Annotated in this window: 11 protein-coding genes; 4 read left to right on the plus strand and 7 right to left on the minus strand. The window is 76.6% G+C overall.

Features of this window, described 5'->3' with window-relative positions; genetic code table 11:
* Positions 1–73: 73 nt before the first annotated feature.
* The gene (cobN, locus tag PHK61_RS15870; protein WP_274281963.1) at positions 74–3,709 is read right to left on the minus strand and encodes a cobaltochelatase subunit CobN; all 3,636 of its coding nucleotides are present in this window, start codon (positions 3,707–3,709) and stop codon (positions 74–76) included.
* 71 nt (positions 3,710–3,780) lie between these two features.
* Between cobN and PHK61_RS15875 the strand changes: the two genes are divergently transcribed.
* From PHK61_RS15875 to PHK61_RS15885, 3 genes are read left to right on the plus strand one after another with little or no spacing between them, the layout of a single operon-like run.
* Entirely contained in the window at positions 3,781–4,905 is a 1,125-nt protein-coding gene (locus tag PHK61_RS15875) for a precorrin-3B synthase (RefSeq protein ID WP_274281964.1), read from the plus strand.
* Entirely contained in the window at positions 4,902–5,609 is a 708-nt protein-coding gene (locus PHK61_RS15880) for a precorrin-8X methylmutase (RefSeq protein WP_274281965.1), read from the plus strand. Before PHK61_RS15875 ends, PHK61_RS15880 begins: the two co-directional genes overlap by 4 nt.
* On the plus strand, positions 5,606–7,096 hold the full coding sequence (locus PHK61_RS15885; protein ID WP_274281966.1) for a precorrin-2 C(20)-methyltransferase: 1,491 nt from the start codon (positions 5,606–5,608) through the stop codon (positions 7,094–7,096). Before PHK61_RS15880 ends, PHK61_RS15885 begins: the two co-directional genes overlap by 4 nt.
* On the opposite strand, the gene PHK61_RS15890 is transcribed toward PHK61_RS15885, so the two are convergent.
* Genes PHK61_RS15890 through PHK61_RS15900 form a run of 3 tightly spaced genes read right to left on the minus strand, consistent with a single transcriptional unit; the run spans position 7,087 to position 8,070 of the window.
* Positions 7,087–7,272 (minus strand): hypothetical protein, encoded by a 186-nt coding sequence (locus tag PHK61_RS15890; RefSeq protein WP_274281967.1) that lies wholly within the window; start codon positions 7,270–7,272, stop codon positions 7,087–7,089. The genes PHK61_RS15885 and PHK61_RS15890 overlap by 10 nt on opposite strands.
* 13 nt (positions 7,273–7,285) lie before the next feature.
* Entirely contained in the window at positions 7,286–7,669 is a 384-nt protein-coding gene (locus PHK61_RS15895; RefSeq protein WP_274281968.1) for a hypothetical protein, read from the minus strand.
* Positions 7,666–8,070 (minus strand): VOC family protein, encoded by a 405-nt coding sequence (locus PHK61_RS15900; RefSeq protein WP_274281969.1) that lies wholly within the window; start codon positions 8,068–8,070, stop codon positions 7,666–7,668. The genes PHK61_RS15895 and PHK61_RS15900 overlap by 4 nt, the downstream gene beginning before the upstream one ends.
* Before the next feature lie 48 nt (positions 8,071–8,118).
* On the opposite strand from PHK61_RS15900, the gene PHK61_RS15905 reads away from it, so the two are divergent.
* The gene (locus PHK61_RS15905) at positions 8,119–10,902 is read left to right on the plus strand and encodes a DUF2232 domain-containing protein (protein ID WP_274281970.1); all 2,784 of its coding nucleotides are present in this window, start codon (positions 8,119–8,121) and stop codon (positions 10,900–10,902) included.
* On the opposite strand, the gene PHK61_RS15910 is transcribed toward PHK61_RS15905, so the two are convergent.
* Genes PHK61_RS15910 through cbiE form a run of 3 tightly spaced genes read right to left on the minus strand, consistent with a single transcriptional unit; the run spans position 10,899 to position 13,555 of the window.
* Positions 10,899–11,615 (minus strand): cobalt-precorrin-6A reductase, encoded by a 717-nt coding sequence (locus tag PHK61_RS15910; protein ID WP_274281971.1) that lies wholly within the window; start codon positions 11,613–11,615, stop codon positions 10,899–10,901. The genes PHK61_RS15905 and PHK61_RS15910 overlap by 4 nt on opposite strands.
* Positions 11,612–12,355: a precorrin-4 C(11)-methyltransferase gene (gene cobM / locus PHK61_RS15915; RefSeq protein WP_274281972.1), complete on the minus strand. Its 744-nt coding sequence runs from the start codon at positions 12,353–12,355 to the stop codon at positions 11,612–11,614. Before cobM ends, PHK61_RS15910 begins: the two co-directional genes overlap by 4 nt.
* Complete coding sequence (gene cbiE, locus PHK61_RS15920; protein ID WP_274281973.1) at positions 12,356–13,555, minus strand: precorrin-6y C5,15-methyltransferase (decarboxylating) subunit CbiE; 1,200 nt, start codon at positions 13,553–13,555, stop codon at positions 12,356–12,358.
* Positions 13,556–13,572 lie beyond the last annotated feature (17 nt).

The raw sequence follows: 13,572 nt of genomic DNA on the forward strand, positions 1-13,572 counted from the left end.
ACTGAGCCGTTCAGCGTATGTGAGCGATATTCCGGGCTATAGCCCGGAATATCGCTCACATACGACGTTCGGGCTAACCCTCCGCGTCGCCCTCGGCCTCGAGGAACGCCTCGCGGAGCTGCTCGACCATCGCCGGGTCCGGCGACGCCCACAGTCCGCGGTCGACGGCCTCGAGCAGGCGCTCCGCCATGCCGTGCAGGGCCCACGGGTTGGCCTCGCGCAGGAACGCGCGGTTCTCGGGGTCGAGCACGTAGTTCTCGGTCAGCGAGCCGTACATCCAGTCGCTGACCGTGCCCGCCGTCGCGTCCCAGCCGAACAGGTAGTCGACGGTCGCCGCCATCTCGAACGCGCCCTTGTAGCCGTGCCGGCGCATGGCGGCCATCCACCGCGGGTTGACGACGCGACTCCGGAACACGCGCGCCGTCTCCTCGATCAGCGAGCGCGTCTTCACGTTCTCCGGGCGCGTCGAGTCGCCGACGTAGGCCGCCGGCGCCGCCCCGGTCAGCGCCCGCACCGTCGCGATCATGCCGCCGTGGTACTGGTAGTAGTCGTCGGAGTCGGCGATGTCGTGCTCGCGGGTGTCGATGTTCTTGGCCGCCACCGCGATCCGCCGGTACGCCGCGCGCATCTCGTCGACCGCCGACTCGCCCTGGCGCCCGCGCCCGTACGCGTGCCCGCCCCACGTCGTGTAGATCTCGGCGAGGTCGGCGTCGCCGCGCCACTCGCGCGAGTCCATCGCCTGCAGCAGCCCCGCCCCGTACGCCCCGGGCGGCGAGCCGAAGATCCGGGTCGTGGCGGCCTGCCAGTCCGAGCCGGCCGCCCGGTCGGCGCGGGCGTGCGCGGCGACGAAGTTGTCCTCGTCGGCCTCGTCCTCGAGCCCGGCCACCAGCTGCACCGCGTCGTCCATCGTCGCCACGACGTGCGGGAACGCGTCGCGGAAGAACCCGGAGATGCGCAGCACGACGTCGACGCGCGGGCGCCCCAGCTCCGACGACGGGACGACCTCGAGTCCCGTCACCCGCCGCGAGGCCTCGTCCCACACCGGCCGCACGCCCATCAGCGCGAGCGCCTCGGCGACGTCGTCGCCGCTCGTGCGCATCGCCGCCGTGCCCCAGAGCGAGAGCCCCACGCTGGTCGGCCACTCCCCCTCGTGGTCCGCGCGGTAGCGCTCGAGCAGCGAGTCGGCGAGCATCTGCCCGGTCTCCCAGGCCAGCCGCGACGGCACCGCGCGCGGGTCGATCGAGTAGAAGTTCCGCCCGGTCGGCAGGACGTTGACCAGCCCGCGCAGCGGCGACCCGCTCGGCCCCGCCTCCACGTGCCCGCCGTCGAGGGCGTGCAGGACGCTGTCGATCTCACCGGTGGTCGCGTCGAGGCGCGGCACGACCTCGGTGGCGGCGAAGGTCAGGATGTCGGTGACGGTCGGGTCCGCGCGCCCCAGCACCTCGAGCGTCACCGGCGCGGGGACGTCGAGGGCCCAGTCCCGCTTCTCCATGCCCAGCACGAGAGAGTGCGCGAGCTCCTCCACCCGGTCGACCTCGGCGCGCGGGGCCTCGTTCTCGACCAGCCCCAGCGCCTCGCGCAACCCCGGCAGCGACTGGGTGCCCGACCACAGCTGCCGCGCCCGCAGCACCGCGAGCACCATGTCCACGCGCTCCTGCCCGGACGGCGCCCGCCCGAGGACGTGCAGGCCGTCGCGGATCTGCGCGTCCTTGATCTCGCACAGCCAGCCGTCGAGGTGCATGACGAAGTCGTCGAAGCGCTCGTCGTCGGGCTGGTCGGAGACGCCGAGGTCGCTGTCGAGCTTCGCGGCCTGGATCAGCTGCCAGATCTGCCCGCGGATCGCGGTGATCTTGCCGGGGTCCATGGCCTGGATCGACGCGTACTCGTCGAGCAGCTGCTCGAGCCGCGCGAGGTCGCCGTACGACTCGGCGCGCGCCATCGGCGGGACGAGGTGGTCGACGAGCGTGGCGTGCGCGCGGCGCTTGGCCTGCGTGCCCTCGCCCGGGTCGTTGACGAGGAACGGGTAGACCAGCGGCAGGTCCCCGAGGATCGGGTCGGGCGCGCAGGAGGCGCTCGACGCGACCGTCTTGCCGGGCAGCCACTCGAGGTTGCCGTGCTTGCCGACGTGCACCAGCGCGTGCGCGCCGAACGTCGTCTGCAGCCACCGGTAGGCCGCCAGGTAGTGGTGCGAGGGCGGCAGGTCCGGGTCGTGGTAGATCGCGTTCGGGTTCTCGCCGAACCCGCGCGGTGGCTGCATCATCACGACGACGTTGTCGCGCTGCAGGGCCGCCACGGTGATCGCGCGGTCGTTGCCAGAGGAGTCGTCAATGAACATCGCGCCGGGCGCGGCGCCCCAGTGCTCCTCGACGCCCTCGCGGAAGTCGTCGGGCAGGCTCGCGAACCAGCGCGTGTACTCCTCGACGGGCACGCGCGCCGGGTTCGCCGCGAGCTGCTCCTCGGTCAGCCAGTCCTGGTCGTAGCCGCCGGCGTCGATGAGGGCGCGGATGAGCAGGTCGCCGTCGCCCTCGGCGAGCCCCGGGACGTCGCCGATCCCGTAGCCCGCGTCCTTCATCGCGCCCAGGAGGCGCACGACCGACGCCGGGGTGTCGAGACCGACGGCGTTGCCGATGCGGGCGTGCTTGGTCGGGTAGGCGGAGAGGACCAGCGCGATCCGCTTCTCGGCGTTCGGGACGTGGCGCAGGCGGGCGTGGCTCACCGCGAGCCCCGCGACGCGCGCGGCCCGCTCGGGGTCGGCGACGTAGACCGGCAGCCCGTCGGCGTCGGTCTCCTTGAAGCTGAACGGCACGGTGATGATCCGGCCGTCGAACTCCGGGACGGCCACCTGGTTGGCGGCGTCCAGCGGGCTCACGCCGTCGTCGTCGGCGAGCCACTCGTCGCGGCTGCGCGTCAGGCACAGGGCCTGCAGGATCGGGACGTCGAGCGCGGCGAGCGCGCCGGTGTCCCAGCTCTCGTCGTCGCCGCCCGCGCTGGCGGTCGCGGGCTTGGACCCGCCGGCGGCCAGCACGGTGGTGATCACGACGTCCGCCTGCTGCAGCACGGCGACCAGGTCGTCGTCCGGGCTGCGCAGCGACGAGCAGAACACCGGCTCGGGCACGCCGCCGGCCTCGACCACGGCCCGGCACAGGGCGTCGACGAACGCGGTGTTCCCGGCCATGTGGTGCGCGCGGTAGTAGACGATCGCGACGCGGGGGCGGCTCTCGTGCGCGGCGGACGCGCCGTTCGCTGCGTCCCCGGCGGGGTCCCAGCCCTCGAGGCGCCCCCAGCTCGGCATCTCGGCCGGCGGCTCGAACCCGTGGCCGGTGAGCAGGACGGTGTCGGAGAGGAAGTGGTGGAGCTGGGTGAGGTTCTGCGGCCCGCCCTGCGCGAGGTAGAGGTGCGCCTGGGTGGCGACACCGACCGGCACCGTCGACGACTCCATCAGCTGCGCGTCGGGGCTCTGCTCACCGCCGAGGACGACGACCGGGCGCGGCTGGGACGGCGCGAGCAGCGCGTCCAGCCCGGCCTCCCACGCCTGCCGGCCGCCGAGCAGGCGCACGACGACGAGGTCGACGCCGTCGAGCAGCGCGTCCAGCTCGTCGCCGACCGCCACCCGCGCGGGGTTGGCCCAGCGCCAGCCACCGCCCTCCTCGGGGCTGCCGGCGCGCGCCGAGCGCAGGTCGGTGTCCGAGGTCGAGAGCAGCAGGAGCACCGCGCCTCCAGGCGTGAATGTCTGAACACCTAGATAGATGTTGAGGGCTTAACACCCTTACTCTGTCACGGATGTCCGCAGCCCGACGACGTGACGCCGCCTCGCCGGCCGCGGTCCGCGACCGTCCGGACGCGTGCCCCGGTGCCTGGCGGCGCCACGAGGCCGCCGACGGCGCGCTCGCACGGTTCCGCCCGGTGGGCGGGGCGATCGCACCCGCGGAGCTGCGCCTGCTGGCCCGTGCCGCTGGCACGGCTGCCGGCACCGCTCCGCTGGAGGTGACCTCCCGGGGATCGTGGCAGGTACGGGGCCTGTCGGACCAGGGTGCCGACGATCTCGCCGCCGCGCTCTCCCGGGTCGGCGGCGCCGCTCCCCTGCTGGACGCCCGGGGCCGCGACGTCCCGTGCAGCGTCGTGGCGTCCCCGCGCTCGCCGGCCCTCGACGCGCCGGCCCGGACGGTCGCCGACGCCCTGCGCGGGCGCACCGACGTGCCCGGACGCCTGCTCGTCGCGCTCGACGACGGCTCCGGCGACGTGCTCGGGCTCGACGCCGACGTGACGGTCGTCCTCGGCGGGACCCTCCACCTCGCCGGTACCCCCACCGGGCTGACCGGGGAGCCCGCCGCCCTCGCCCTCGCCGCCGTCGAGGCCTTCCTCGCCGTGCGCGGTGACGCCTGGCGCGTGGCCGAGGTGGGCGCCGCCGCCGTCGCGGAGGCGGTTATTGGCTGGTATCGCTCGCCGAGCGAGCGATACCAGCCAGTAATCGCGGCCCCGGAGTGCGACGAGACCCTCGAGGTCCTCCCGCGACTGGGCGAGGTCGACACGAGCACCGCCGCGGTGCTCGCCGAGCTCGGCGACGCCGGCGCGGTGCTGCGCGTGACGCCCTGGCGCACGGTGGTCCTGCGCGATGCGCCCGCCGACGCCCGCCGGCGCCTCGCGGGACTCGTCGAGACGGGGCCGTCGCCGTGGTCGACGCTCTCGGCCTGCGTCGGCGCGCCCCGCTGCGCGAAGTCGCACACCGACGTCCGCGGCGACCTCGCCCGCGCCGTCGCCGCAGGGCGCGCCGGGGGGTCGCTGCCCGCCCACTGGGTCGGCTGCGCGCGGGCCTGCGGCACGCCGGCCGGCCCCGTGGCCGTGGTGGAGGGCACGCCCGGCGGCACCTATCGCACGATCGTCCGAGCAGGGAAGGTGTGCCCGTGAGCGCCGGTCCGACGGGAACGGGGACGAGATCGTCCGCCGTCCCCTCCTACATCGCCGACGGACCGGAGATCTACCGGCGGTCGTTCGCGATCATCCGCGCCGAGGCGGACCTCGCGCACCTGCCCGCCGACGCCCACGACGCCGTCATCCGCATGATCCACTCGTGCGGGATGGTCGACCTGGCCGCCGACACCGAGGTCTCCCCCGGCGCGATCGCCGCCGCGCACCGCGCCCTGCGCGCGGGCGCCCCCGTGCTCTGCGACGCGGAGATGGTGGCCAGCGGGATCACCCGGCGCTTCCTGCCCGCGGGCAACGCGGTGCTGTGCACGCTGAACGACCCGCGTGTGCCCGACCTCGCCGCGGCGGCGGGCACCACCCGCAGCGCCGCCGCCCTGGACCTGTGGCGCGAACACCTCGACGGCGCCGTCGTGGCGATCGGCAACGCCCCGACCGCGCTGTTCCGGCTGCTCGAGATGATCGAGGACGGCGCGCCGCGGCCCGCGGTCGTGCTCGGGCTGCCCGTCGGGTTCGTCGGGGCGATGGAGTCGAAGGCGGCGCTGGTGGCCCACCCCGCCGGGCTGGAGCACGTCGTGGTGCACGGCCGCCGCGGCGGCTCGGCGATGACGGTGGGTGCCGTGAACGCGCTGGCCCTCGGAGCGGGAGACGCAGCGCAGCGGAGCTCGACCCCCGGAGCCGGCGCGTGACCGGCACCCTCTACGGCGTGGGCGTCGGCCCGGGCGACCCCTCGCTCATGACCGTGCGCGCGGTCGACCTCGTCCGCGGCGCCGACGTCGTCGCCTACCACTGCGCGCGGCACGGCCGCTCGAACGCGCGGGCGATCGTCGCGGCGTACCTCGGCGAGCAGGTCGAGGAGCAGCTCACCTACCCGGTCACGACCGAGGAGACCGACGACTACCAGGGCCGGCTCGACGCCTTCTACGCCGAGGCCGCCGCCCGCCTGGCCGCGCACCTGGACGCCGGCCGCGACGTCGTGGTGATCGCGGAGGGCGACCCGTTCTTCTACGGCTCCTACATGCACCTCCACAAGCGCCTCGCCGACCGCTACCCCACCGAGGTCGTGCCCGGGGTGACCTCGGTGGCCGCAGCGGCGGCCGCACTCGGTCGCCCGCTGGTGGAGCGCGACGAGGTGCTCACGGTGCTGCCCGGCACGCTGCCGCCCGACGAGCTCGCCGCCCGCCTCGCCGCGACCGACGCCGCCGCGGTGATGAAGCTCGGGCGCACGTTCACCGGCGTGCGCGCCGCCCTCGCGACGTCGGGCCGGCTCGACGAGGCGCACTACGTGGAGCGCGCCTCGACCGCGGACCAGCGCACGGCCCCGCTCGCCGACGTCGACCCGGCCTCGGTGCCCTACTTCAGCGTCGGGCTGGTCCCGTCGCGGGTGCACGCACAGACCAAGCCGACCGCGCGGGCCGAGACCGCGGCGGCCATCGACGGGACCCGGCGCGGCGAGGTCGTCGTCGTCGGGCTCGGTCCCGGCGCCCGCGAGCGGCTGACCCCGGAGGCGGCCGCGGCCCTCGCCGCCGCGGAGGACGTCGTCGGCTACACGACCTACACCGCGCGGGTCCCCCCCAACCCCCGCCAGCGGGTGCACGGCTCGGACAACAAGGTCGAGTCCGAGCGCGCCGCCTTCGCCCTCGACCTCGCCCGCGGCGGACGGCGCGTGGCCGTGGTGTCGTCCGGCGACCCCGGGGTGTTCGCGATGGCGTCGGCGGTGGTCGAGGTCGCCGCCGCCGACTACCCCGACGTGCCCGTGCGCGTCGTGCCCGGCGTGTCGGCGGCCCAGGCCGTCGCCGCCCGCGTCGGCGCCCCGCTGGGCCACGACTACGCGATGATCTCGCTGTCCGACCGGCTCAAGCCGTGGGACGTCGTCGAGCGCCGGCTCGCCGCGGTGGCCGACGCCGACATGGCGATCGCGCTGTACAACCCGGCGTCGCGCTCGCGGACCTGGCAGGTCGAGGCCGCCCGCGATCTGCTGCTCAAGTACCGCGACCCGTCGACGCCGGTGGTGGTCGGCCGGGACGTCGACGGCCCCGAGGAGTCGGTGCGCGTGGTGCGGCTGGCCGACCTGGTGCCCGCCGAGGTCGACATGCGGACCCTGCTCATCGTCGGGGCGTCGACGTCGCGCTGGCCCGCGCCGGGCACGGTCTACACGCCACGCCGCTACGGCTGATCGCCCTCGAGCGGGATCCAGTTCCAGTCCTGGTCGGGCCGGTCGCGGGCGACGAGGCGTCCGCAGGTCGGGCAGAACAGCTCGTCGGCGGCCATGAACTCGTTGCCGCTGTCCCAGCTGGTCACCACCCAGGCGTGCTGGAGCCCGCCCAGGCACAGCCACCGATCGTCAGCCATGGACACGATCGTGTCAGGCGACCTGGGTGAGGGTCGCGGATTCGGCGGGGCGCGTCTCCCAGACGTCGAACGGGAGGTCGGCGATGGAGGCGAACAGCTCGGCGGCGCCGGCCTGCAGGGCCTCGGGCGAGGCCCACACCGAGATGGCGACGATGCGGGAGCGGTCGGGCTCCTCGAACGCGCCGATCTCGTCGAGCCCGTCGATGCGCGCCGACGTCTCGCGGATGACCGACATCGCCTCCAGCATGTCGTCGCGGTACTCGGGCTTGGGGTAGTGGACGACCTGGAACAGGACGCGGGACACGGTTCCTCCTCGGGGTGAGCTGTGGACGAGCTGACGGGCGGTCTCGAGCGCCGCGCCCCAGAGCGCGACGAGGACGCGGCGCTCGGTGCTCATGCCCAGAGGCCGACGGGGTTGCCGTCGGGGTCGGCGACGACCGCGATGCGCCCGTAGCCCTCGGGCAGGTCCATCGGGGGCGCGAGGGTCTCGGCGCCCAGCTCGCCGGCCCGCGCGAGCTCCTCCTCGAGGTCGTCGACCCGCACGTAGATCTTCACGCCGGTGTCGCCGGGGGCCTGCGAGGGGCCGATGCCGCCACCGACGGCGTCCGGCCCGGCGCCGGTGTCGACCATCGCGTAGCCCTCCATGGAGGGGTCGGCGTGGGCGGTCCACCCGAACAGCGCGGTGTAGAAGTCGCGGATCTTCTCGGGGGCGGTGCTGGTGATCTCGAAGTAGGCGACGGGCCGGCCCATGGTGATCTCCTCGGTGGTGGTGTGCGGAACGACGCTAACGTTAGTCATAGCTTTCGTTAGCGTCAACCGACAGATTGGGGCGGGCATACTCGACGCGTGCGGCGCTTCCGCCGGTCGCCTCCGCGCCGGCCCCTCGACGCGGTCGAGCTCGCCGAGGCGGCGGCCCTCGGGGACCTCGTCGCGGTGGTCTGCGTCCTGACCCGCCTGTTCCCCATCGGCCCGCTGGGCACGGTGATCGCCGCCTTCCCGGCGGCGGTGCTGTCCGCACGCCGGCCCGGGCGGGCCGGGCCGATCGGGGTGCTGGTCGCGGTGGTGGTCGCGTTCCTGACCGGCGGCGTGGGGCCCGCCGGGGCCGCGGCGACGGCCGCGTCGCTGGGCTGGCTGCTGGGGGTCGGGACGCGGCGAGGGTGGTCGACCGTGCGCACCGCGCTGACCGGGGTGCTCGTCCTCGCCCTGCCGACCTCGGCGGTCGGGATGCTCCTGCTGGCCCTGCTCGCCGACTACCGCGAGCTCGTCCTCGACCAGCTGCGCACCTCGTGGGGCGGGATCGCGCGCCTGCTGCGCGGCGTCGCTCCCGGCTTCGTCGCCGACGGCGACCGCGCGGTGCAGGCGATCACCGACTACTGGTGGGTGACCCTGCCCGCGCTGGCCGTGGTCAGCACGCTGCTCGGGGTGGCGATCGCGGCCCTCGTCCTGGCGCGCCCGCTGTGCGCGGTGCAGCGGCTGCTGCCCACCGACCTCGCCGGGCGCCTGCCGACCCGCCGGGGCACCGACCCGGTCGCCCCGCTGCCGCTGCACCTGCGCGGCGTGGTGCTGCCGTCGGGCCCGTCGGTCGACCTCGACCTCGACGCCGGCACGTTCGCCGTGGTCACCGGGCCCAACGGGGCCGGCAAGTCGACGCTCGGGCGCGTGGTCGCCGGACGCCCGCCGACCGGCGGCACCGCCGAGCGGCCCGGGGACGCGGGGCTCGGCGTGGTCGGCGGGACGGGGATGGTGTTCCAGCGCCCCGACAGCCAGGTGCTCGGCGTGCGCGCCGCGGACGACCTGCGCTGGGGCCTCCCGCCCGGCGATCCCGTGCCGGTCGACGAGCTGCTCGCGCGCGTCGGGCTCGAGGGCGCCGGGGACCGCGAGACGGCGACGCTCTCGGGCGGCGAGCTCCAGCGCCTCGCCGTCGCCGCGCTGCTCGCCCGGCGCCCGGCGGTCGTGGTCAGCGACGAGAGCACCGCGATGCTCGACCCGGACGGCCGCGCCGAGGTCACCGACCTGCTGCGCAGCCTCACGCGCACCGAGGGCGTCGCGGCCCTGCACATCACCCACCACGACCCCGGCTCGGCGGACGTCACCGTCGCGCTGCCCGGACCCGACCTGCCGCCCGCGTCCGCGCCGGGCTCGTGGGGCCCGCCCCGCCCGCCATCGGGGGGAGCGGTGCGCCTGCGCGGGGTCGACGTCGTCCACGACGCGGGCACGCCGTGGCGGCGCCCCGTGCTGCACGGCGTGGACCTGCGCATCCCCGCCGGGCGGACGGTGCTTGTCACCGGCCCGAACGGCGCCGGCAAGACGAGCCTCGCGTGGCTCCTGGCCGGGCTCGCCACCCCGGCGCGCGGCACCGTCACGCTCGACGGCGCGCCGCTGCGCAACGGGCGCGACGGGGCGCTGCTCGCGGTCCAGCACGCCCGCCCGGCGCTGCTGCGCCCCACCGTCGGCGAGGAGGTCGAGGACGCCGCCGGCGTCGGCCCGCGCACCGCCGACACCACGCTCGCCGCGCTCGGGCTCGACCCGGCCGTCTACCGCGACCGCCCCGTCGACGAGCTCTCCGGCGGCGAGCAGCGCCGCGTCCTGCTCGCGGGGCTGCTCGGGGCCGGGCCGCGCGTGCTGGTGCTCGACGAGCCGCTCGCGGGCCTCGACGCCGACGCGGCGAGCGCGGTGCGCGAGGCCCTGCGCGCCGCCAGCGCGGCCGGCACCACGCTCGTGATCGTCACCCACGACACCGCGCCGGTGGCCGACCTCGCCGACGCCGTCCTGCGCGTCGAGGACGGGGTCGTGCACGGCCCGGCGTCGCTGGTGGGGACCTCGCCGGTCGACCGCGCCGCACCCGAGCGCCGGGTCCGCGGCGCCCTCGGTGCGGTGCGCACGCTGCCCCGGCCGTCGCCGCTGCACCGGGCCTGGGCGGGCACGAAGATCGCGGCGCTGGTCGGGGTCGCCGGGGCGCTGTTCATCGATCCGACCTGGCCGACGCTGGGCGCCGCGACCGCGGTGCTGCTGGTCGGCGCGGTGGCGGCCCGCCTGCCCCGGGGCGCCGTCCCGCGCCCGCCGCGCTGGCTGCTGCTGTGGTTGCCAGCGATCGTGCTGTCGACGCTCGGCACGCGTCCGCCCCTGGTCGACGTGCTCGGCACCGAGCTCAGCATCGGCGGGCTCGAACGGGTCGTGCTGTTCCTCGCGACCACGCTGGTCTCGCTGCTCGGGGCGGCGCTGCTCGTGGCCACCACGCCGCTCGGCGCGTTCCCGCCGCTGCTCGAGCGCGTGGTCCGGGCCGGGCGGCGCCTGCGGATCCCGCTGCGGACGCCGGCGACGGGGATCGCGCTGGGCCTGCGCCTCGTGCCGCTGCTGCTGGCCGAGGGGCGCACCGCCTGGCTGCTGCTGGGCCAGCGCCGCCCCGTGAGACGCGCGACCGTCCCGGCCCGCGAGCAGCTCCGCCAGGGGGTGCGGACGGCGATGCTCGCCTGCGCGATGGCCGCCCGCCGGGCCGCGGAGACCGGCGAGGCGATCACGGCGCGCGGCGGGCTGGGCGCCATCGCCGGCCCCGACCAGCGTCCCGGGCGCCGCGACCTCGTGCTGCTGCTCGTCGTCGCCGCGATCCTCGCGGTCGGGCTGGCGTTCTAGGGCGCCGTCCTCGAGAGCGCCGCCTCGACCGAGGTCACGACGTCCACACCGTCCGGGAGCGGCGGGCGGTCCACGAGCAGCACCGGCAGCGCCCGCTCGCGCGCCGCGACGAGCTTGGCCTCGGTGGGGCCGCCGGAGTCCTTGGCGACGACGACGGTGATGGCGTGGCGGTCGAGCAGGGCGCGCTCGTCGTCGAGGGCGAACGGGCCGCGGGCGAGGACCAGCTCGGCGCGCGCCGGCAGCACGCCGGGCGCCTCGATCGCGCGCACGAGGAACCAGGCGTTGACGTCGACGAACGCCTCGACACCCTGGCGGCCGGTGGCGAGGAGGACCCGCGCGCCCGCCGGGATCGCGCGCGCCGCCGACGCGAGCGAGGGCACCCGCGTCCACCGTTCCCCCGGCCCGGCGGTCCAGCCCGGCCGGCGCAGCACGAGCAGCGGCGTCCCGGTGCGCGCCGCCGCGGCCGCCGCGTGCGCGGTCATCGTCGCCGCGAAGGGATGGGTCGCGTCGACGAGCACGTCGACGTCGCCGAGCGCCGCGGCGAGCCCGTCGACGCCGCCGAAGCCGCCGGTGCGCACCTCGCCGCCGGGCAGACGCGGGTGGCGCGTGCGCCCGGCGAGCGAGGTCGTGACCTCGTCGCCGCGCCCGGCGAGCCGCGTCGCGAGCTCGCGCGCCTCGGCCGTGCCGCCGAGCACGAGGACCCGGCGGCTCACGGCCGGGCGCGCGTCGCGGAGTAGAGGTGCGAGTCGCAGCCCTCGGCGACGCCGACCACGGGGCCGACGACGATCACGGCGGTGCGCAGCACCCCGGCGGCCTCGACCCGTTCGGCGATGTCGGCGAGGGTCCCCCGCAGCACCACCTCGTCGTCGCGGGACGCCCGCGCCACGACCGCGACCGGTTCGGACGCCGGGCGGTGCCTCCGGAGCGCCTCCACCACCGCGGCGCAGCGCTGCACGGCCAGGTGCAGCACCAGCGTCCCGCCCGCCGCCGCCCACACGTCGAGCGACTCCCCCGCCGGCATCGGCGTCGCGTTCGCCGCGTCGCGCGTGAGCACCACGGACTGCCCGACGCCGGGCACGGTCAGCTCGGTGCGCAGCGCCGCCGCGGCGGCCGCGAAGGCCGGGACGCCGGGCACGATCTCCCACGGCACGCCGGCGGCGTCGAGGCGGCGGGTCTGCTCGGCGACCGCGGAGAACACCGCCGGGTCGCCGGAGCACAGGCGGGCCACGTCGTGCCCGGCCTCGTGGGCGGCGACGAGCTCGGCGGTGATCTCGTCGAGGGTCATCCGCGCCGTGTCGACCTTGTGCGCGTGCGGCGGGCACTGCCCCAGCAGCTCCTCGGGTACGAGCGAGCCGGCGTAGAGGCAGACGGGGCTGGTGGCGAGCGCCCGCAGCCCCCGCACGGTGATGAGGTCGGGGGCGCCGGGGCCGGCACCGACGAAGCGGACGGTCACTCAGGCGTCCTTCCGGTGGATCAGCTGGGTCACGCCGGCCAGCGCCCGCCAGCCGCCGAAGCGCCCGACCGGGGCGACGCGCTCGACGCCGATCCGGCGCAGCGCCCCGCCGTGCGCGCTCCGGAACGCGACGAGCGCCGCCTCGCCCTCGACGGTGACGGTGTTGACCACGAGGCGCCCGCCGGGGCGCAGCGCCGCCCACACGGCGTCCAGCATGCCGGGTGCCGAGGCACCGCCGCCCACGAACACGGCGTCGGGCGGGTCGAGCGTCGCGAGCGCCTCCGGGGCCCGCCCGACCACCACGCGCAGCCCGGGCACGCCCAGGGTCCCGGCGTTGGCGCTGATGCGCGCGGCCCGGTCCTCGCGGACCTCGACGCTGACCGCGCGGCACGCCGGGTGGTGGCGCATCCACTCGATGCCGACGCTGCCCGCCCCGCCCCCGACGTCCCAGAGCAGCGCGCCGGGCACCGGGCGCAGCGCGGCGACGGTCAGCGCGCGGACCTCGGCCTTCGTCAGCTGGCCGTCGTGGGCGTAGGCGTCGTCGGGCAGGCCGGGCGCGCGCCCGAGCAGCGCGTCCTGCGGAGCCGAGGGGCACGCGACGGCGACGACGGCGAGCGGGTCGCCGGCCGGGTGGGCCCAGGCGTCGGCGCGGCCGTCGACCCGGCTCTCCCCGGGAGCCCCGAGGGACGCCAGCACGGTCAGGGTCGCCGCGCCGTAGCCCCAGGCGGTGAGGGCGGCGGCGAGCGCGGCGGGCGCCTCGCCGTCGGGGACGAGCACGAGCAGGCGCCGGCGCGGAGCCAGGGCCGCGCGGACGGCGGCGAGCGGGCGCCCGACCGTCGAGAGCACCTCGACGTCCTGGGCGGCCCAGCCCAGGCGGGCGCAGGCGAGCGCGGCCGAGGACGGCGCCGGGATCACCGATGCGGTCGGGTCGTGCGCGAGGACCGACGATCCGATCCCGTAGAACGTCGGGTCGCCGCTGGCCAGGACGGCGAGCTCCCGGTCGGCGTGCTCGGCGAGCAGGCCGGGTAGCGCGGGCACCAGCGGCGTGGGCCACGTGACCTGCTCGGCCGACAGCGCGGGCAGCAGCGCGAGCTGGCGGGGCGCGCCGAGCACGACGTCGGCCTTCTCGAGGGCCCGGCGGGCGGGCTCACCCAGCCCGGGCCAGCCCTCGGCACCGATGCCGACCACGGTCACGCTCACCGCGCCACCTCATCATG

Source organism: Actinomycetospora lutea (genome assembly GCF_028737205.1).
Taxonomy (GTDB): domain Bacteria; phylum Actinomycetota; class Actinomycetes; order Mycobacteriales; family Pseudonocardiaceae; genus Actinomycetospora; species Actinomycetospora lutea.

Coding starts and splice junctions, on each gene's coding strand:
- PHK61_RS15895 (WP_274281968.1), bottom strand. CDS start 7,669: ATGAGCACCGAGCGCCGCGTCCTCGTCGCGCTCTGGGGCGCGGCGCTC.
- PHK61_RS15890 (WP_274281967.1), bottom strand. CDS start 7,272: ATGGCTGACGATCGGTGGCTGTGCCTGGGCGGGCTCCAGCACGCCTGG.
- PHK61_RS15875 (WP_274281964.1), top strand. CDS start 3,781: ATGTCCGCAGCCCGACGACGTGACGCCGCCTCGCCGGCCGCGGTCCGC.
- PHK61_RS15900 (WP_274281969.1), bottom strand. CDS start 8,070: ATGACTAACGTTAGCGTCGTTCCGCACACCACCACCGAGGAGATCACC.